At 54.9% G+C, this 18,937-nt stretch carries 16 protein-coding genes, 1 tRNA gene and 1 rRNA gene; 15 read left to right on the forward strand and 3 right to left on the reverse strand.

Annotated features, from left to right (window positions below):
- Nucleotides 1–65: 65 nt before the first annotated feature.
- Genes tatA through hemB form a run of 5 tightly spaced genes read left to right on the forward strand, consistent with a single transcriptional unit; the run spans nucleotide 66 to nucleotide 3,544 of the window.
- Nucleotides 66–329 carry a Sec-independent protein translocase subunit TatA gene (tatA, locus tag H0S68_RS01180; RefSeq protein ID WP_020824842.1) on the forward strand — a complete coding sequence of 88 codons (264 nt, stop codon included), beginning with the start codon at nucleotides 66–68 and terminating at the stop codon, nucleotides 327–329.
- 3 nt (nucleotides 330–332) lie between these two features.
- A complete protein-coding gene (gene tatB, locus H0S68_RS01185) occupies nucleotides 333–899 on the forward strand; it encodes a Sec-independent protein translocase protein TatB (protein ID WP_046374709.1) in 567 nt (188 codons plus the stop codon).
- Nucleotides 900–902: 3 nt separating this feature from the next.
- The gene (gene tatC / locus H0S68_RS01190; protein ID WP_128864858.1) at nucleotides 903–1,673 is read left to right on the forward strand and encodes a Sec-independent protein translocase subunit TatC; all 771 of its coding nucleotides are present in this window, start codon (nucleotides 903–905) and stop codon (nucleotides 1,671–1,673) included.
- A gap of 51 nt (nucleotides 1,674–1,724) precedes the next feature.
- On the forward strand, nucleotides 1,725–2,507 hold the full coding sequence (gene tatD / locus H0S68_RS01195) for a 3'-5' ssDNA/RNA exonuclease TatD (protein ID WP_128864859.1): 783 nt from the start codon (nucleotides 1,725–1,727) through the stop codon (nucleotides 2,505–2,507).
- Between the two features lie 14 nt (nucleotides 2,508–2,521).
- Complete coding sequence (hemB, locus tag H0S68_RS01200; RefSeq protein WP_020824846.1) at nucleotides 2,522–3,544, forward strand: porphobilinogen synthase; 1,023 nt, start codon at nucleotides 2,522–2,524, stop codon at nucleotides 3,542–3,544.
- A 45-nt stretch (nucleotides 3,545–3,589) separates the two neighbouring features.
- Here hemB and rfaH read toward each other — a convergent pair whose 3' ends face one another.
- On the reverse strand, nucleotides 3,590–4,078 hold the full coding sequence (gene rfaH, locus H0S68_RS01205; protein WP_020824847.1) for a transcription/translation regulatory transformer protein RfaH: 489 nt from the start codon (nucleotides 4,076–4,078) through the stop codon (nucleotides 3,590–3,592).
- Nucleotides 4,079–4,322: 244 nt separating this feature from the next.
- Between rfaH and pepE the strand changes: the two genes are divergently transcribed.
- The 3 genes from pepE (at nucleotide 4,323) to fre (ending at nucleotide 7,508) form a co-directional block, all read left to right on the forward strand.
- Nucleotides 4,323–5,048 carry a dipeptidase PepE gene (gene pepE / locus H0S68_RS01210; protein ID WP_115057978.1) on the forward strand — a complete coding sequence of 242 codons (726 nt, stop codon included), beginning with the start codon at nucleotides 4,323–4,325 and terminating at the stop codon, nucleotides 5,046–5,048.
- Between the two features lie 63 nt (nucleotides 5,049–5,111).
- Nucleotides 5,112–6,632: a 4-hydroxy-3-polyprenylbenzoate decarboxylase gene (ubiD, locus tag H0S68_RS01215; protein WP_020824849.1), complete on the forward strand. Its 1,521-nt coding sequence runs from the start codon at nucleotides 5,112–5,114 to the stop codon at nucleotides 6,630–6,632.
- Nucleotides 6,633–6,806: 174 nt separating this feature from the next.
- Nucleotides 6,807–7,508, forward strand: a complete 702-nt coding sequence (gene fre, locus H0S68_RS01220) for an NAD(P)H-flavin reductase (protein WP_410529102.1) — start codon at nucleotides 6,807–6,809, stop codon at nucleotides 7,506–7,508.
- Nucleotides 7,509–7,676: 168 nt separating this feature from the next.
- Here fre and fadA read toward each other — a convergent pair whose 3' ends face one another.
- Nucleotides 7,677–8,840 (reverse strand): acetyl-CoA C-acyltransferase FadA, encoded by a 1,164-nt coding sequence (fadA, locus tag H0S68_RS01225; protein WP_198639886.1) that lies wholly within the window; start codon nucleotides 8,838–8,840, stop codon nucleotides 7,677–7,679.
- 10 nt (nucleotides 8,841–8,850) lie between these two features.
- Complete coding sequence (gene fadB / locus H0S68_RS01230; RefSeq protein ID WP_410529103.1) at nucleotides 8,851–11,040, reverse strand: fatty acid oxidation complex subunit alpha FadB; 2,190 nt, start codon at nucleotides 11,038–11,040, stop codon at nucleotides 8,851–8,853.
- Between the two features lie 233 nt (nucleotides 11,041–11,273).
- Between fadB and H0S68_RS01235 the strand changes: the two genes are divergently transcribed.
- The 7 genes from H0S68_RS01235 to H0S68_RS01265 all read left to right on the forward strand — a co-directional run bounded on the left by H0S68_RS01235 (nucleotide 11,274) and on the right by H0S68_RS01265 (nucleotide 18,790).
- On the forward strand, nucleotides 11,274–12,470 hold the full coding sequence (locus H0S68_RS01235) for an MFS transporter (RefSeq protein ID WP_041414122.1): 1,197 nt from the start codon (nucleotides 11,274–11,276) through the stop codon (nucleotides 12,468–12,470).
- Between the two features lie 117 nt (nucleotides 12,471–12,587).
- Nucleotides 12,588–13,919 (forward strand): Xaa-Pro dipeptidase, encoded by a 1,332-nt coding sequence (pepQ, locus tag H0S68_RS01240; protein WP_410529104.1) that lies wholly within the window; start codon nucleotides 12,588–12,590, stop codon nucleotides 13,917–13,919.
- The gene (locus H0S68_RS01245; RefSeq protein ID WP_046374702.1) at nucleotides 13,919–14,533 is read left to right on the forward strand and encodes an IMPACT family protein; all 615 of its coding nucleotides are present in this window, start codon (nucleotides 13,919–13,921) and stop codon (nucleotides 14,531–14,533) included. The genes pepQ and H0S68_RS01245 overlap by 1 nt, the downstream gene beginning before the upstream one ends.
- A 35-nt stretch (nucleotides 14,534–14,568) precedes the next feature.
- Complete coding sequence (trkH, locus tag H0S68_RS01250; protein WP_020824856.1) at nucleotides 14,569–16,020, forward strand: Trk system potassium transporter TrkH; 1,452 nt, start codon at nucleotides 14,569–14,571, stop codon at nucleotides 16,018–16,020.
- Nucleotides 16,021–16,042: 22 nt separating this feature from the next.
- Nucleotides 16,043–16,576 carry a menaquinone-dependent protoporphyrinogen IX dehydrogenase gene (gene hemG, locus H0S68_RS01255; RefSeq protein WP_020824857.1) on the forward strand — a complete coding sequence of 178 codons (534 nt, stop codon included), beginning with the start codon at nucleotides 16,043–16,045 and terminating at the stop codon, nucleotides 16,574–16,576.
- A 452-nt stretch (nucleotides 16,577–17,028) separates the two neighbouring features.
- Nucleotides 17,029–18,569, forward strand: a 16S ribosomal RNA gene (locus tag H0S68_RS01260).
- 145 nt (nucleotides 18,570–18,714) lie between these two features.
- Nucleotides 18,715–18,790, forward strand: a tRNA-Glu gene (locus H0S68_RS01265).
- Nucleotides 18,791–18,937: the final 147 nt, after the last annotated feature.

The raw sequence follows: 18,937 nt of genomic DNA on the forward strand, positions 1-18,937 counted from the left end.
TGGTAAAATCTGCCGTATAATGCGACGGATTTTGAAAAAACCCTGTAAAAATAGAGGTAATTGCAATGGGCGGTATTAGTATTACGCAATTGTTGATCATCGCAGTGATCGTGGTGCTGCTGTTTGGTACCAAAAAACTCCGTACTCTGGGGTCTGATCTCGGTGCATCAATCAAGGGCTTCAAAAAGGCGATCGGCGATGACAACACGCCGCCGACCAACACGGCTGAGAAAAGCAGCCTGGATGACGCTGACTTCACGGCCAAGCCTATTACCGATAAGCAGCCGGAAGTGAAAGCGGAAGAGTCGAAGAACAAAGAGCAGGTATAAACCGTGTTTGACATTGGGTTTAGTGAACTGCTGCTGGTTCTGGTGATTGGCCTGGTGGTACTTGGGCCAGAACGGTTACCGGTAGCGGTAAGAACAGTTTCGGGCTGGATCCGCGCGCTGCGTTCGCTTGCGGCTTCGGTGCAGAACGAACTTTCTCAGGAACTGAAGCTGCAGGAACTGCAGGACAGCCTGAAAAAGGTAGAGAAGGCCGGCATGCAGAATTTGTCGCCGGAGCTGAAGGCGTCAATGGATGAGCTGAAAGACGCAGCGGAATCGCTGAAACGCTCTTATCAGGGCGACAGTGGCACCAAAACCGAACCTGCGCACACCATCCATAACCCTCTGGTCACAGACCCGGAAGCCATTCATGACGGCGTGACGCCGGCGGAAGCCGCGGCCGTAGCATCCTCTCCGGCTGCAGTGCCGGAGCCGGTTGTAACGGCAACGCCGCAGGCTGCGCAGCCGGTCATTGCACCGGTGAAACAACCGGTCGAGCCGGCTGTTCAGGCAACCCCAGAACCTGTTGTGGATAAAACCCCAGCGTCTCACCAACCTAGTGGCGATCGTTAAAACATGGCTGTTGAAGATACCCAACCCCTTATCAGTCATCTGATAGAACTGCGTAAGCGGTTGTTAAACTCGATTATCAGCATACTGGCGATTTTCCTGGTGCTGGTTTTTTTCGCCAATGATATTTATCAACTGGTGTCCGCGCCGCTGATCAAGCAGTTGCCTGCCGGGGCGAGCATGATCGCCACAGACGTGGCCTCACCTTTCTTTACCCCGATCAAATTGACGATGATCGTCTCGGTGTTCGTGTCCGCACCGGTTATCTTGTATCAGGTCTGGTCCTTCATCGCGCCGGCGTTGTATAAGCATGAACGTCGCCTGATGATGCCTTTACTGGTCTCCAGCAGCCTGCTGTTTTATCTCGGCATGGCCTTTGCCTACTTTATCGTCTTCCCGCTGGCGTTCGGCTTTTTTGCCAAAACCGCGCCGGCCGGGGTGATGATTGCCACCGACATCAATAACTATCTCGACTTCGTCATGGCGCTGTTTATGGCGTTTGGCGTGGCGTTTGAGGTGCCGGTTGCCATTATTTTGCTGTGCTGGAGTGGCGTCACCTCACCGGAAGATCTGAAAAAGAAACGTCCTTACGTTCTGGTCGGGGCTTTCGTGGTCGGCATGCTTCTGACCCCGCCGGATGTGTTCTCGCAAACCCTGCTGGCCATTCCGATGTATCTGTTGTTTGAAGTGGGCGTGTTCTTTGCTCGTTTCTACACCGGTAAACGTCGTCCGCAGCCGGAAGAAGAAGACGAGGGTGACGAACCCCCGACACCTTAAATTTGTTTGCTCCTGAGCCGCCCGATGGGCGGCTTTTGCATTGGGAAAACCATGTTTGATATTGGCGTAAACCTCACCAGTTCACAGTTTGCCAAAGACGGCCCAGCGGTGCTGGATCGCGCACGAACCGCAGGCGTGACAGGGCTATTGATTACCGGTACTGATTTGCAGGAAAGCCAGGCTGCCTGTGAACTGGCGCAGCAGCATCCTGGTTATTGCTGGTCCACCGCCGGTGTGCATCCCCATCAGGCCAGCAGTTGGAATGAGCAGACCGCGGAGCGGATCCGCGAGTTGGCCTCGCAGCCGCAGGTCGTAGCGATAGGTGAATGCGGGCTGGACTTTAACCGTAACTTTTCTACCCCAGAGCAGCAGGAGAGGGCATTCAGCGCCCAACTGGCGCTGGCGGCGGAGCTGGAGATGCCGGTTTTTCTTCACTGCCGTGATGCGCACGCACGTTTTGCCGCACTGTTGACGCCGTGGTTGGATAAACTGCCCGCGGCGGTGGTGCACTGTTTTACCGGCACCGCCGAAGAATTAGAAAGTTGCTTGTCGCTGGGCCTGTCGATCGGGATTACCGGTTGGGTCTGTGATGAGCGACGTGGCCTGGAGTTGCGTGCATTGCTGCCGCAGATCCCCGCCGAACGTCTGTTGTTGGAAACCGACGCACCCTATCTGTTGCCCCGGGATTTACATCCGAAACCTGCATCTCGCCGCAACGAACCCTGTTTTTTGCCTCATATCGTCCGGCAGGTGGCTACCTGGCGACAAGAAGATCCCGAATGGCTGGGGCAGAAAACCGATGAGAACGCCCGCCGGCTATTCCGGCTGGAATGAGTTAGGAGAAAACTATGAGCTATGCATTTCCGGGTACCTTCCCGGGTCGCCGTATGCGCCGTGTGCGCCGTCACGATTTCAGCCGCCGCCTGGTGGCCGAGAACCAACTGACGGTTAACGACCTGATTTATCCGGTATTTGTTATGGAAGGTAGTAACCGTCAGGAAGCGGTGGCATCGATGCCCGGCGTATCGCGCATGAGCATCGATCTGCTTATCAAAGAAGCGGAAGCTATCGCCAAGCTTGGCGTGCCGGTGATCTCCCTGTTCCCGGTGATTGAACCTGGCCTGAAGTCACTGCATGCGGAAGAAGCTTATAACCCGGAAGGTCTGGTACAGCGTACGGTGCGTGCATTAAAAGACGCGGTGCCTGAGCTGGGTATTCTGACGGACGTGGCGCTCGATCCCTACACCACTCACGGTCAGGACGGCGTTATTGACGAACAAGGTTATGTCATTAACGACATCACCAAAGAGATCCTGGTTCGTCAGGCGCTGTCTCACGCGGAAGCCGGGGCAGAGATCGTGGCACCGAGTGACATGATGGACGGCCGTATCGGCGCGATCCGCGATCGCCTGGAACATCAGGGCCTGGTGAATACTCAAATCATGGCTTACTCCGCCAAATATGCGTCTTGCTACTATGGCCCGTTCCGCGATGCGCTCGGTTCCAGCGGTAATCTGAAAGGCGGCAACAAGAAAACCTATCAGATGGACCCGGCCAACAGCGACGAAGCGCTGCAGGAGATCGCACAGGATCTGCAGGAAGGCGCGGATATGGTGATGGTGAAGCCAGGTATGCCGTATCTCGATGTAGTGCGTCGGGTGAAGGATACCTTTGGCGTGCCGACTTTCGCCTATCAGGTTTCCGGTGAGTATGCGATGCACATGGCGGCGATTCAAAACGGTTGGTTGCAGGAGCAACCGGCGGTGATGGAATCGCTGATGTGCTTTAAGCGTGCCGGCGCCGATGGCGTACTGACCTACTTCGCCAAGCGAGTCGCTCAGTGGATGCATGACGAAGCGATGCAGCGCTAAGGCGTAAGTCATCTATGTAAAAGGCGCCCTGGGCGCCTTTTTGCATTACAGTTTTTGGAATTGCCGGTTATCCACGCTTTGGCTGACCTGCTTGTTGATCAGATTCAGCAGCAGCATCGAACGGGCTTCGCCGTCCGGCTCGGTGTAAATCGCCTTCAGCCCTTCGAACACGCCATCGACGATTAACACGCTATCACCCGGCTGTGGCGTTTCCGGATCGACGTAGGTTTCACCGGTATGCGTCTGCAGCTCTTCGATGACTTTCTGCGGGATAGTGGTCGGCGTTGAACCAAAGCGTACAAAGTGGCTGACACCACGAGTTGCACTGATGGTGGTGGTGTGGATGCGCTCCGGATCGAACTTCACAAACAGGTAGTTCGGAAACAGGGGTTCGCTGACCGCAATGCGTTTACCGCGTACGATCTTTTCCAGCGTTATGATCGGACTCAGGCAGTTCACTTCCTGCCGTTCCAAATGGTCCTGCGCCCGTAAAAGTTGGCCGCGCTTGCAATACAGTAGGTACCAAGATTCCATAATTTCACATGCCTTTCTGTCAGCCGGTAAGCATATCAAAAGCCATTACGGATACATAGTGATGCAAGTTTCAGCATGTAACGGCCGCTATCTGCATGAATCGTTGGCAATTAGCGAGGGGTCACACACTTATTCGCACGGCTTGGGTATAACAGAGGGCTAAAAATTTGTTACCGTCGAAGTATGCCTTGTGCTGCTTTCGTCGGGTGTGACGTTATTCATCGTTTTCGATTGAGGGGGAAAAATGGAGTTATTTTTGTTGAGCAACGGCAAGCTGTCCGGTGAGGATGAGCTGCTGGGTTATGCCAAGAGCCACTTGCTGGCGATGATCGCGCGCCGTGGCATTACGTCCGCCGTATTTATCCCCTATGCCATGATCCGCAGCGATTACGATCAGCGTGCACAGGAACTGGCGAAAATTCTCGGCATCAAGGTCACCAGTATTCACCACGCCGACTCTCCCGCGGCGGCGATTGAACAGGCAGAATGCATTTTGGTCAGCGGCGGCAATACCTGGATGCTGAACCAGATGCTGCATGAAAACGGCCTAATCGTCCCGATTCAACGGGCGGTTCGTGAACGTAGCGTGCCCTACGTGGGGTGGAGCGCCGGGTGTAACGTTGCCACACCAAGTATTCGCACCACCAATGACATGCCGGTGCGTAACAGCGTCGTACTGCCGGCACTGAGCCTGTTCCCGGTGCAGATTAACCCGCATTACATCGACGCCCATATTAGCGGCCACATGGGGGAAACCCGTGATGAACGCCTGGCCGAGTTCTGCGCGGTTAACCCGAGCGAATCCGTGGTGGCGCTGCGCGAGGGCAGCCTGTTGCACGTTGAGGGTAATGATCTGCGTTACTTTAGCGCCAGAGATCAAGGTTTCAAGGTGTTCCGCCACGGTGTGGAAACTCAGGAATATCGCGATACCCGGGCATTGCGTCCGCTGGTGCCCTTTACCTGCCACTAACGCCGACGATGTCTTTACCGGTGTTTAACAAAAGTGCAGCAACAACTGTGAAGAGGGCTTATAATGCCCTCCTCACTGGCCGTTATAATGATCAGCATGAAATACCGTGACTTACGCGATTTCCTCTCGTTGCTGGAAAAGAGAGGGGAACTAAAACGCATCAGCCAGCCGATTGATCCCTATCTGGAAATGACAGAAATTGCCGATCGTACTTTACGTGCGGGCGGCCCTGCACTGCTGTTCGAAAACCCTAAAGGGTACGATATGCCGGTGTTGTGCAATCTGTTCGGTACCGCCAACCGCGTTGCGATGGGCATGGGCCAGGAAGATGTCAGCTCGTTGCGCGAGGTCGGCAAATTGCTGGCGTTCCTGAAAGAGCCAGAGCCGCCGAAGGGCTTTCGCGATCTGTTCGACAAACTGCCGAAGTTCAAACAAGTGTTGAACATGCCGACCAAGGTGTTGGGTTCAGCCCCTTGTCAGGAACAAGTATGGCAGGGCGATGACGTTGATCTCAGCCGTATCCCGGTGATGCACTGCTGGCCGGAAGACGCTGCGCCGCTGATCACCTGGGGGCTGACGGTAACCCGCGGACCGCAAAAAGAGCGCCAGAATCTGGGCATCTATCGCCAGCAGGTGCTGAGCAAAAATAAAGTGATCATGCGTTGGCTGTCCCACCGTGGCGGCGCGTTGGATTATCAGGAATGGTGTCAGGCGCATCCCGGTGAGCGTTTCCCGGTTGCGGTGGCATTAGGGGCGGATCCCGCCACTATCCTCGGCGCGGTGACGCCGGTACCGGATACCCTGTCTGAATATGCTTTTGCCGGGCTGCTGCGCGGCAACAAAACCGAAGTGGTCAAGTGCCTCTCCTGCGATTTGGAAGTGCCGGCCAGCGCGGAAATCGTGTTGGAAGGCTACATTGAACCGGGTGAAATGGCGCCGGAAGGCCCGTATGGCGATCACACCGGTTACTACAACGAGATCGACCACTTCCCGGTATTTACCATCACTCACATCACCCAGCGTCGCGATGCCATTTACCACTCGACCTACACCGGCCGTCCGCCGGATGAGCCTGCGGTGCTGGGCGTGGCGCTGAACGAAGTCTTCGTTCCCATTCTGCAAAAGCAGTTCCCGGAAATTGTCGACTTCTATCTGCCGCCTGAAGGCTGTTCTTATCGTCTGGCGGTGGTGACCATCAAGAAACAGTATGCTGGTCATGCTAAACGCGTAATGATGGGCGTCTGGTCGTTCCTGCGTCAATTTATGTACACCAAGTTTGTTATCGTCTGCGACGATGACGTCAATGCGCGTGACTGGAATGATGTGATTTGGGCGATTACCACCAGAATGGATCCGGCAAGGGATACCGTGATGGTGGAGAATACGCCGATAGATTATCTGGACTTCGCCTCACCGGTTTCCGGTTTGGGTTCGAAGATGGGGCTGGATGCCACCAATAAATGGCCGGGTGAAACCGAGCGCGAATGGGGCCGTCCGATTGAGATGGATGAAAAGGTGCGTGCGCGCATCGATGACATCTGGGATGAGCTCGCAATTTTCAGTGACAGAGAACCGACATTATAATGTACCCAAAATAATTGGAGTTGCATTGCGGCGGCAACGCAGCGCACCCCAAGAGCTTACTTGAGTAAGTGACTGGGGTAAGCGAGAAAAGCCAACAAAGATGCAGCTTCAAATATGAAGGGTATGTCAGGCTCTGTTCTCAGTTTTGCATTGATGACCCGACAGAGGGAACGCATGACAATATTGAGCTGTAAAGTGACCTCCGTAGAGGCCATTACCGATACGGTTTACCGGGTACGTTTGGTGCCAGAGGCGCCGTTTTCTTTCAAGGCAGGGCAGTATCTGCTGGTGGTGATGGATGAGCGCGACAAGCGTCCGTTCTCGCTGGCATCGACCCCGACAGAGCAGGATTATATTGAACTGCATATCGGTGCTTCGGAACTGAATCTGTACGCCATGGCAGTGATGGATCGCATTCTGAAAGAGCAGGCGATTACCGTTGATATTCCGCACGGTGACGCCTGGCTGCGTGAAGAGGGCAGCCGTCCACTGGTGTTGATCGCCGGCGGCACCGGCTTCTCATATGCGCGCTCGATTCTGTTGGCCGCACTCGAGCAGCAGCCTGACCGCGATATCTCTATCTATTGGGGCGGGCGCGAGCTCAAGCACCTGTATGATTTGAGCGAGCTGGAAGCGCTGTCAGTGCAGCATCCGAACCTGAAAGTCATTCCGGTGGTTGAACAACCGGAAGAAGAGTGGCGTGGCCGCAGCGGCACGGTGCTCAGTGCGGTATTGCAGGATTTCGGTACGCTGGCGGAGCACGACATTTATATTGCCGGTCGTTTCGAGATGGCGAAAATCGCTCGTGAACGCTTCTGTGCCGAACGTGGCGCGCTGGAAGCGCACATGTTTGGCGACGCCTTCTCGTTTATCTAAGCGGCGAAGCGGGAAAAAATGGGGTGGCCAATGGCTGCCCTTTTTTATTGGCCGTCTGCGGATTTCAGGCATAAAAAAACCCGCCCCTGACAGGCGGGAAGTACGGCAACTAAACTTGTTGGCGTGCTGCGGTTTAAAGTGTGACGCAGTCAGGCCAAATAGACACAGCTAAACGCGTTCAAAGACGGTGGCAATCCCCTGGCCCAGGCCAATACACATGGTCGCCAGACCGAACTGCACATCGCGGCGTTCCATGTTATTCAGCAGGGTGGTCGAGATGCGGGAGCCCGAGCAACCCAGCGGGTGACCCAGCGCAATGGCGCCGCCGTTCAGGTTGATCTTGTCATCGATGCTGTCCAATAGGCCCAGATCCTTGATGCATGGCAATGACTGTGCAGCAAAGGCTTCGTTCAGTTCGAACAGGTCGATGTCCCGCACGGTCAGGCCGGCGCGCTTCAACGCCAGCTTGCTGGCAGGCACCGGGCCGTAGCCCATAATGGACGGATCGCAGCCGACGACCGCCATTGAGCGAATGCGTGCACGGGCTTTCAGACCGAGCGCTTTGGCACGAGATTCACTCATCAGCAGCATGGCGGATGCCCCGTCGGACAAGGCCGAAGAGGTGCCGGCGGTCACAGTGCCGTTGACCGGATCGAATGCCGGGCGCAGTGCCGCAAGGCTTTCAACGGTGGTTTCCGGGCGGATCACTTCGTCGAAGTCATAACGTGTCAGCACACCGTCGGCGTCGTGGCCGGTGGTGGGAATAATTTCATTCTTGAAGTAGCCGGCCAGGGTGGCGGCATGCGCACGTTGGTGTGAACGCGCGGCGAACTCGTCCTGCATCTGACGGCTGATATTGTGTATCTTGGCCAGCATCTCGGCAGTAAGGCCCATCATGCCGGCGGCTTTTGCCACGCTGCGGCTGAGCCCCGGGTGGAAATCCACGCCGTGGTTCATCGGCACGTGGCCCATATGTTCGACGCCGCCAATCAGGCTGACGTGCGCGTCGCCGACCATAATGGCGCGCGCTGCATCGTGCAGCGCCTGCATGGAGGAGCCGCATAACCGGTTGACGGTTACGGCCGGTACGCTGTGCGGGATCTCAGCCAGCAGCGAAGCGTTACGGGCGATGTTAAAGCCCTGCTCCAGCGTCTGTTGCACACAACCCCAGTAAATGTCGTCAATTTCGGCTGCGTCCAACGCCGAATTGCGGCTCAGTACGGCACGCATCAGGTGAGCGGAAAGATCTTCGGCTCGTACCTGGCGGAAGGCTCCGCCCTTGGAGCGGCCCATCGGCGTGCGTACGGCATCAACAATAACTACGTTTTCCATCTTTATGACCTCATGCCGGTTGGCCAGTGGAGACATCGGACAGCGGCGCTGCCACCGGGTAGTAGCTTTCATTACGTTCGGCTTTGGCGCGTAGGCCGGCAGGCACCTGATACAGAGCGCCAAGATGCGCGTAACGCTGAGCCATTTCGACGTAATGGGTGGTGCCAAGCGTATCCAGGTAGCGGAATACCCCTCCGTGGAACGGCGGGAAACCGATGCCGTAGACCAGTGCCATATCGGCCTCGGCCGGGCTGGCGATGATGTTTTCTTCCAGACAACGCACCACTTCATTGATCATCGGGATCATCATGCGGGCAATGATTTCTTCGTCACTGACGGTTTGACGTGGCTGGCTGACGGTCGCCAACAGGGCATCGGTTTGCTCATCGTTGTCTTTACGCGGCTTGCCTTTGCTGTCCTGGCTGTAGCGATAGAAGCCCAACTGATTTTTCTGACCGAAACGCTGGTTATCGAACATCACGTCGATAGCGTCACGGTAATCTTTGCCCATACGCTCAGGGAAACCGGAAGCCATCACTGCCTGGGCATGGTGCGCGGTATCAATCCCCACCACGTCGAGCAGATAAGCCGGGCCCATTGGCCAGCCAAACTGTTTTTCCATCACTTTGTCGATCTGGCGGAAATCCGCGCCGTCGCGCAGCAGCAGGCTAAAACCGGCGAAATACGGGAACAGCACGCGGTTGACGAAGAACCCCGGGCAGTCATTCACCACAATCGGCGTTTTACCCATGCGACTGGCGTAGGCCACCACCGCAGCAATAGTGTTGTCGCTGGTCTGCTCGCCGCGGATGATTTCTACCAGCGGCATACGGTGTACCGGGTTAAAGAAATGCATGCCGCAGAAATTCTGCGGACGTTTCAGCGATTTCGCCAGGTGATTAATCGGAATGGTCGACGTATTGGAGGCCAGGACGGTATCCTCGCCAATCAGGCCTTCCACTTCGGACAGCACTGCCGCCTTGATCTTAGGATTCTCGACCACGGCTTCGACGATGACCTGTGCGCGCTCGATACCGGCATAGTCCAGCGTTGGCTGAATGGTCGACAGCACCTGGGCCATCTTCATGCCATCCAACTTGCCGCGCTCCAGCTGCTTGTTCAGCAGCTTGGCGGCTTCATTCATGCCGAGCGTCAGGGATTTGTCGCTGATGTCTTTCATGATCACCGGCACGCCTTTCAGCGCGGACTGGTAGGCGATGCCGCCACCCATGATACCGGCCCCCAACACAGCAGCTTGCTTCGGTGCTTCAGCATTCAACGCCCGCTTCTTCGCCTGGCTTTTCACAAACTGATCGTTGAGGAAAATGCCGACCAGGGCGCGCGCCTCTTTGGAGCGGGCCAATGGCACAAAGCTGGCGGTTTCCAATTTCAACGCTTCATCGCGACCCAGCTTGGCAGCGGCCTCAATGGTTTTGACCGCGGTCATCGGTGCCGGGTAATGTTTGCCCGCGGTTTGCATCACCATGCCTTTGGCGGTGGTGAAACTCATGGCGGCTTCGATTGGGCTAAGCTTCAATGGCTCGAGCTTTGGCTGACGATAAGCGCGCCAATCCAGTTTGCCGTCGATCGCCTGTTGCAGCATTTTCAGCGCGGCATCGACCAATTTTTCCGGGGCAACCACTGCATCTACCAGGCCAACCTTCAGTGCGTCTTTGGCGCTGACGTCTTTACCGGCGGCGATGATCTCCAATGCGCTGTCGTTACCCAACAGGCGTGGTAGACGTACGGAACCGCCGAAACCGGGCATGATGCCCAGTTTGGTTTCCGGCAGGCCAATGCGTGCATCCGGTGAAGCGACGCGGAAGTCGGTAGCCAAAATGCATTCGCAACCGCCGCCGAGCGCATAGCCGTTAATGGCCGAAATGGTCGGTACCGGCAGATCTTCCAACTGGTTAAAGATGCTATTGGCAAAGACCAGCCATTCCTGCAGTTTTTCTGCTGGAGCCGCAAATAAAGAAAGGAACTCGGTGATATCGGCGCCGACAATAAAGGCGGCTTTCGTGGAACGCAGCAGTAGGCCTTTCAGCTCGGTCTGCTTTTCCAAAACCGTGAGCGCTTCGCCCAGGCTGGCAACGGTGCGGGTATCCAGCTTGTTTACAGAACCTGGGGCATTGAACACCAGCTCGGCGATGCCGTTGTCGAGCCAGTGCAGTTGTAATGTTTCGCCTTGGTAGAGCATGTCTATCTCCTGAATCAGCGTTTGATCTGGTATGACCAGATGATGAGGAGTGTGGTTTTTATGTTAACAATATGCAAATAAGAGATTGCATTTTTGCAGGGCGGATCACATGGCTCTGGGTTAATATTTTGATTTATAACGAAGTTATATTTTATGCGTTATGGTGATTTGCTGGTGTGGGAAACCCCTCATACACTTGCCGGAGCGAAGCGCTAAACACCCAGAGGTGCGAAATGAGTAAGGCGGTATGTGCAAAACAGAGTGGGTTTTGGAGTCTTCCCGCCAGAACCATGACGCTGGCCTGCTTGCTGGTCTTCATGGCGCAGATGGCGACAACGGTGTATCTGCCTTCGTTGCCGACGGTGATGCAGGAATTGTCGATGACGCGCCGCGCCACCGAGCTATCGATATCAATATTCGTCATTGGCGCCGCGCTACCGGTGCTGTTCTGGGGCGCGGCGGCCGATCGCTTTGGGCGGCGCCTGCCGCTGACGTTGTCGTTGGCGTTGTTTATCAGTTGCAGCGCGCTGCTGGCGTTTTGCAGCAATGGCACCCAATTATTGGTGCTGAGGGCACTGCAGGGCATTGCCGCCGGGGGCGCCGCGATCATCGCACGCATTATTGTTCGCGATAACTGGAGCGGCGACGAGCTGGCACGACGCCTTTCGGTATTGTCGATTGCCTTTATCGCCGCGTTGGGCGGTGGGCAGTTTATCGGTGGGTTGCTGAGCCAATATTCGCACTGGCAAATGGGCTTTGTACTGATGGGGCTCACCGGGCTGGCGATCCTGCTGCTTATGCAGACGCTGCCGTTGGAAGCTGGCAGGGGGGCGGGGCCTCGTCCGCCGATGGCCACGGCCTATTGGCGCATTTTGCGTCGGCCGGGGTTTTTCTGGCCGGCATGCGTCGGTGGATTGGGGTTCGCTACTACGGTAACCCTGCAAGAGGTGAGCCCGTTTATTATGCAGCAGGGGTTTGGTCTGAACGTGACGGCCTTTGGGGCACTAGGATTGGTGATCGGCGTAGCTTACTTTACCGGGGCGATGGCGGTGAATCGGACGGTGGCGCGTTTCGGCGGCAAACGGCTAATGCAGGTAGGAGCGAGTATTGTCGCTATGACGACCGTCGCGATCATGCTGCTGTGGTGGAGCGGTGTGCTGGTGGGGCTTTCCGGCATGGCGTTATTCATTGTGCTGTACTGCCTGACGATTTTTGGCCAGGCGGTATTGTTCCCTAACAGTATGGCGATGGCCGTCAGCGATGCCAAAGAGCAGGGTGCCTATGCCATGGCGTTGTGTGGGTTTCTGCAGCAGTGCCTGGCGGGTATCGCTGCGGCCGGTGCCGTTTTGCTTGAGCATCACGGTCTGTGGGCCGCCGCGATCGCCTCGTCAGGTTTTATCGCCTGGTTAATTGTTAAGCTGCGGATGTAACGACATTTACAGTGATTTGCGAAGCGCCCCGCATGCCAGAGGCGATGAGGTTGGTACGCAGGAACGGTGTGCTAAGATGAGGCATTCCGTTCTAATGGTATGTAAAAGGGTATTGTGATGGAAACACTGGCTTCTTTGTATAACGACCACCTGGCAGAACTGCAAAAACGCGCGCGTGAAGTGTTAACGCGCAACAAACTGGACGCGTTGCTGATTCACTCAGGGGAACTGCAGCGGATATTCCAGGACGACCGCAGTTATCCGTTCAAAGTGAATGCGCATTTTAAAGCCTGGGTACCGGTGACTTCGGTTCCAAACTGCTGGCTGTGGGTGGACGGCGTTAACAAACCGAAGCTGTGGTTCTATTCGCCGGTCGATTACTGGCATAGCGTTGAGCCGCTGCCGGACAGTTTCTGGACCAAATCTGTTGAACTGATACCGCTGGCCAATGCTGACGATATCGCTCAGCAGCTGCCAGCCCAGCGTGAGCGCGTGGGCTATATCGGTTATGCGCAACAGCGCGCTCGCGATCTCGGTATTTCGGCAGAAAACGTTAACCCTAAAGCGGTGCTGAACTACTTCGACTTCCATCGCTCAATCAAAACCGGCTACGAGCTGGCTTGCATGCGTGAAGCGCAGAAGACCGCGGTTATGGGGCATCGTGCTGCCCACGAAGCTTTCCTGTCAGGCATGAGTGAGTTTGATATCAACCTGGCTTATCTCACGGCGACAGGCCATCGCGATACCGATGTGCCTTACGACAATATCGTTGCGCTGAATGAGCATGCGTCGGTACTGCATTACACCACGCTGGATCACCAACCGCCGGCTGAAATGCTGAGCTTTTTGATCGATGCTGGTGCGGAATATAACGGCTATGCGGCCGATCTGACTCGTACTTATGCTGGCCAGAGCGGCAGCGATTTCGCCCAGTTGATTAAAGATCTTAATAACGAGCAGTTGGCGCTGATGGAAACCATCAAAGCCGGTGTGCGTTACACCGATTACCATGTGCAGATGCACCAGCGCATCGCCAAATTGCTTAAAAGCCACAAACTGGTGAGCGGTATCAGCGAAGAAGCCATGGTGGAACAAGGGCTTACCACGCCATTCCTGCCGCACGGTTTGGGCCATCCTCTGGGTCTGCAGGTACACGACTCAGCCGGTTTTATGCAGGATGAACAAGGTACTCACCTGGCGGCGCCATCTAAGTACCCATACCTGCGCTGCACCCGCGTATTACAACCTGGCATGGTGTTGACCATCGAACCTGGCCTCTACTTTATTGAATCCCTGCTGGCACCGTGGCGCAGCGGCGAATTCAGCCATCACTTTGCCTGGGAGCGTATCGATGCGCTGAAACCTTATGGTGGTATCCGTATTGAAGACAATATCGTGATCCATGAAAAGCGCATTGAGAACATGACGCGCGATCTGAACTTGGCCTGATGCAGCCTTATCCGATCCCCGCAGGCCCCATTAGCGTCAGCGAGGAAATCAAGAAGAGCCGTTTTATCACCCTGCTGGCGCCGACCAGCGGGGTTGATGCGGCCAAGGCGTTTATTCAGCAGGTACGTGATGAGCACCCGGCAGCGCGGCACCATTGCTGGGCATTTGTCGCCGGGCCGCCGACCGATTCTCAGCAATTAGGCTTCTCAGATGACGGGGAGCCCTCCGGCACGGCGGGTAAACCTATCCTTGCGCAGCTTATGGGTAGTGGCATAGGCGAAATCACCGCCGTAGTGGTACGTTACTACGGCGGTATCAAGTTGGGCACCGGCGGTTTGGTAAGAGCCTACGGCAGCGGGGTGCAGCAGGCATTAAAACAGTTGGCCGTAAGCTACAAGATCCCGCAGGCCGAATATACTTTGCAATGCGACTATGCTCAGTTGGCGCTGGTAGAAAATCTGTTGCAGCAAACAGAAGGGCGGATTGTACAGGGGGAATATGGTGCCTCCGTCGTGCTGCATCTGGCTTTACCGGTCACCGGCGTTGAGGCGTTCGGGAATAAATTACGTGATCTCAGTCGCGGTAATTTGCAATTAACCCCCATTTCGCAATAATTCCCCCCAACTGAATTGCTAAGGATCGTGCTGAAATGCATTTTCGCGCTATTACCCGTATCGTGGGTTTGTTGGTCATCCTGTTCTCCGGGACGATGTTTATTCCTGGTCTGGTGGCATTGATATACCGCGATGGGGCAGGGCGGGCGTTCAGCCAGACCTTCTTTGTGGCGGTGACCATTGGCCTGATGCTGTGGTGGCCTAACCGTAAACAAAAGCACGAGTTGAAGCCGCGGGAAGGCTTTTTGATCGTGGTGCTGTTCTGGACGGTGCTGGGCAGCGTCGGGGCATTGCCGTTTTTATTTTCGGAGCGGCCTAACTTGTCGCTGACCGATGCCTTCTTCGAGTCGTTTTCCGGTTTGACCACCACGGGGGCGACAACTTTGGTGGGGTTGGACTCGTTACCCAAAGCCATCTTGTTCTATCGGCAGATGCTGCAATGGATGGGCGGGATGGGGATCATCGTGTTGGCCGTAGCAATACTGCCGATCCTCGGTGTCGGGGGGATGCAGTTGTACCGGGCTGAAATGCCGGGTCCACTGAAAGATAACAAAATGCGCCCGCGCATTGCCGAAACGGCTAAAACCCTGTGGCTGATTTATGTTCTGCTGACCATTGCCTGCGCGTTGGCGCTCTGGGGGGCAGGCATGTCGATGTTCGACGCCATAGGCCATAGCTTCTCGACCATCGCCATTGGCGGCTTCTCTACCCACGATGCCAGCATCGGTTACTACGCCAGTCCCACCATCAACACCATTATTGCTATTTTCCTGCTGATTTCCGGTTGTAACTATGGCCTGCACTTTGCCTTGTTGAGCGGGCGCAGCCTGAAAGTGTACTGGCGTGATCCTGAGTTTCGCATGTTTATCGCCGTCCAGTTGACGCTGGTGGTGGTCTGCACTGGCGTACTCTGGGGGCATGGTGTTTACAAAACCGGTATGGAAACGCTCAATCAGGCATTCTTCCAGGTGGTGTCGATGGCGACGACGGCGGGCTTTACTACCGACAGCATTTCCAAATGGCCGTTATTCTTGCCGATGTTGCTGCTTTGCTCTGCCTTTATCGGTGGCTGTGCCGGCTCGACGGGGGGCGGTCTGAAAGTGATCCGTATTCTGTTGCTCTATTTGCAGGGCTCGCGTGAGCTAAAAAGGCTGGTGCACCCTAACGCGGTTTACACGATAAAATTGGGTAACCGCGCACTGCCGGAACGGATCCTGGAGGCGGTATGGGGATTCTTCTCGGCTTATGCGTTGGTCTTTATCGTCAGCATGCTGGCCATTATCGCAACCGGTGTGGATGATTTCTCTGCCTTCGCTGCTGTGACGGCGACGCTGAACAACCTGGGGCCGGGGTTGGGGGTGGTGGCGGATAACTTTACTACCATGCCTGCACCGGCAAAGTGGATCCTGGTTCTGACGATGCTGTTTGGTCGCCTTGAGGTCTTTACACTGCTGGTTCTGTTTACGCCGACGTTCTGGCGCGAATGACCTTGATAAAAGGAGTAACGCCGTGAAGGCACTGATTCTTTATTCTAGCCGTGATGGGCAAACACGTTCTATCGCCTCTTATATAGCAAACAAACTGCAGGATACGCTGCGCTGCGATGTGATCGATTTGCTGCAGGCGGATAATATTGACCTCACGCAGTATCAGCAGGTATTGATTGGCGCATCGGTGCGTTATGGTCATTTCCATCCGACATTGGGAAAGTTCGTCAAACGCCATGCTGAACAATTGAACCGGATGCCGAGCGCATTCTTTAGCGTCAACCTGACCGCCCGTAAAGCGGACAAACGTTCCCCGCAGACCAATGCTTATACCCGCAAGTTCCTGCTTGCGTCGCCTTGGCAGCCAAAACAGTGCGCCGTGTTTGCCGGCGCACTTCGTTATCCACGTTATCGCTGGCTCGATCGCGTAATGATTCAACTTATTATGCGTATGACCGGGGGTGAAACAGACAGCAGTAAAGAAGTGGAATACACCGATTGGCAGCAAGTGGAACGTTTTGCCCAGGAGTTTGGCCATATTCAGTATGAAAAGTGACGAAAACGCTGGCTTGTGCAGCGTTTTGTCGAAAAATACCGCGCTTGAAAAGTTTTTTGCATTTAGGGGTTGCGGCCTTCTGAGAACTCCCTATAATGCGCCTCCACTGACCGGGAACAACGACTCCTCTAACGAGAACCAGTCGCCCAGCCAGAAAGATTCAAGCCGGTGAAAACACCGTTTCTTAATAAGAAAAAAGCTTGACTCTTCAGGTGAAAAGCGTAATATACGCCACCTCGAGTTAGCAACCTAACTCACTGCTCTTTAACAATTTATCAGACAATCTGTGTGGGCACTCCACAAGACGATATCCAGAACCTTCGGGTTCAAAAAAATATCAAGTCTTGAAGAGTGACCAAGCAATAATTCATTTAGTTGACGTGTTTAACTGATGAATATTACGAAAGTTAATTTTCGAGCATCGCTTCACGAGTTGAAGCAAATCAAGCTTTTAATTGAAGAGTTTGATCATGGCTCAGATTGAACGCTGGCGGCAGGCCTAACACATGCAAGTCGAGCGGTAGCACAGGGAGCTTGCTCCTGGGTGACGAGCGGCGGACGGGTGAGTAATGTCTGGGAAACTGCCTGATGGAGGGGGATAACTACTGGAAACGGTAGCTAATACCGCATAACGTCTACGGACCAAAGTGGGGGACCTTCGGGCCTCATGCCATCAGATGTGCCCAGATGGGATTAGCTAGTAGGTGGGGTAATGGCTCACCTAGGCGACGATCCCTAGCTGGTCTGAGAGGATGACCAGCCACACTGGAACTGAGACACGGTCCAGACTCCTACGGGAGGCAGCAGTGGGGAATATTGCACAATGGGCGCAAGCCTGATGCAGCCATGCCGCGTGTGTGAAGAAGGCCTTCGGGTTGTAAAGCACTTTCAGCGAGGAGGAAGGGTAGTGTGTTAATAGCACATTGCATTGACGTTACTCGCAGAAGAAGCACCGGCTAACTCCGTGCCAGCAGCCGCGGTAATACGGAGGGTGCAAGCGTTAATCGGAATTACTGGGCGTAAAGCGCACGCAGGCGGTTTGTTAAGTCAGATGTGAAATCCCCGCGCTTAACGTGGGAACTGCATTTGAAACTGGCAAGCTAGAGTCTTGTAGAGGGGGGTAGAATTCCAGGTGTAGCGGTGAAATGCGTAGAGATCTGGAGGAATACCGGTGGCGAAGGCGGCCCCCTGGACAAAGACTGACGCTCAGGTGCGAAAGCGTGGGGAGCAAACAGGATTAGATACCCTGGTAGTCCACGCTGTAAACGATGTCGACTTGGAGGTTGTGCCCTTGAGGCGTGGCTTCCGGAGCTAACGCGTTAAGTCGACCGCCTGGGGAGTACGGCCGCAAGGTTAAAACTCAAATGAATTGACGGGGGCCCGCACAAGCGGTGGAGCATGTGGTTTAATTCGATGCAACGCGAAGAACCTTACCTACTCTTGACATCCAGAGAATTTGCTAGAGATAGCTTAGTGCCTTCGGGAACTCTGAGACAGGTGCTGCATGGCTGTCGTCAGCTCGTGTTGTGAAATGTTGGGTTAAGTCCCGCAACGAGCGCAACCCTTATCCTTTGTTGCCAGCGCGTAATGGCGGGAACTCAAAGGAGACTGCCGGTGATAAACCGGAGGAAGGTGGGGATGACGTCAAGTCATCATGGCCCTTACGAGTAGGGCTACACACGTGCTACAATGGCGTATACAAAGAGAAGCGAACTCGCGAGAGCAAGCGGACCTCATAAAGTACGTCGTAGTCCGGATCGGAGTCTGCAACTCGACTCCGTGAAGTCGGAATCGCTAGTAATCGTAGATCAGAATGCTACGGTGAATACGTTCCCGGGCCTTGTACACACCGCCCGTCACACCATGGGAGTGGGTTGCAAAAGAAGTAGGTAGCTTAACCTTCGGGAGGGCGCTTACCACTTTGTGATTCATGACTGGGGTGAAGTCGTAACAAGGTAACCGTAGGGGAACCTGCGGTTGGATCACCTCCTTACCTAATGATATTGATTCGCGTGAAGTGCTCACACAGATTGTCTGATAGAAACGTAATGAGCAAAAGCGCTACCTGTTGATGTAATGAGTCACTGACTCATGCTGATACGAACCGATTAAGACAGTCAGTTTAATCGGATTTTCGTGTCCCCATCGTCTAGAGGCCTAGGACACTGCCCTTTCACGGCTGTAACAGGGGTTCGAATCCCCTTGGGGACGCCAATCCGATAATGAGTGAAAGACATTATCACCGGTTCTTGGAACCGAAAACATCTTAAAGATGACTCTTGCGAGTCGTGTTTAAGATATTGCTCTTTAACAATCTGGAACAAGCTGAAAATTGAAACATGACAGCTGAAACTTATCCCT

This window comes from Serratia sp. AXJ-M, assembly GCF_046531865.1.
GTDB lineage: Bacteria > Pseudomonadota > Gammaproteobacteria > Enterobacterales > Enterobacteriaceae > Serratia > Serratia liquefaciens.

What these genes read in the sequence shown, in the direction of transcription:
- tatA (WP_020824842.1), top strand. Translation starts at nt 66, where the DNA reads ATGGGCGGTATTAGTATTACGCAATTGTTGATCATCGCAGTGATCGTG.
- tatC (WP_128864858.1), top strand. Translation starts at nt 903, where the DNA reads ATGGCTGTTGAAGATACCCAACCCCTTATCAGTCATCTGATAGAACTG.
- tatD (WP_128864859.1), top strand. Translation starts at nt 1,725, where the DNA reads ATGTTTGATATTGGCGTAAACCTCACCAGTTCACAGTTTGCCAAAGAC.
- hemB (WP_020824846.1), top strand. Translation starts at nt 2,522, where the DNA reads ATGAGCTATGCATTTCCGGGTACCTTCCCGGGTCGCCGTATGCGCCGT.
- rfaH (WP_020824847.1), bottom strand. Translation starts at nt 4,078, where the DNA reads ATGGAATCTTGGTACCTACTGTATTGCAAGCGCGGCCAACTTTTACGG.
- pepE (WP_115057978.1), top strand. Translation starts at nt 4,323, where the DNA reads ATGGAGTTATTTTTGTTGAGCAACGGCAAGCTGTCCGGTGAGGATGAG.
- ubiD (WP_020824849.1), top strand. Translation starts at nt 5,112, where the DNA reads ATGCCCTCCTCACTGGCCGTTATAATGATCAGCATGAAATACCGTGAC.
- fre (WP_410529102.1), top strand. Translation starts at nt 6,807, where the DNA reads ATGACAATATTGAGCTGTAAAGTGACCTCCGTAGAGGCCATTACCGAT.
- fadA (WP_198639886.1), bottom strand. Translation starts at nt 8,840, where the DNA reads ATGGAAAACGTAGTTATTGTTGATGCCGTACGCACGCCGATGGGCCGC.
- fadB (WP_410529103.1), bottom strand. Translation starts at nt 11,040, where the DNA reads ATGCTCTACCAAGGCGAAACATTACAACTGCACTGGCTCGACAACGGC.
- H0S68_RS01235 (WP_041414122.1), top strand. Translation starts at nt 11,274, where the DNA reads ATGAGTAAGGCGGTATGTGCAAAACAGAGTGGGTTTTGGAGTCTTCCC.
- pepQ (WP_410529104.1), top strand. Translation starts at nt 12,588, where the DNA reads ATGGAAACACTGGCTTCTTTGTATAACGACCACCTGGCAGAACTGCAA.
- H0S68_RS01245 (WP_046374702.1), top strand. Translation starts at nt 13,919, where the DNA reads ATGCAGCCTTATCCGATCCCCGCAGGCCCCATTAGCGTCAGCGAGGAA.
- trkH (WP_020824856.1), top strand. Translation starts at nt 14,569, where the DNA reads ATGCATTTTCGCGCTATTACCCGTATCGTGGGTTTGTTGGTCATCCTG.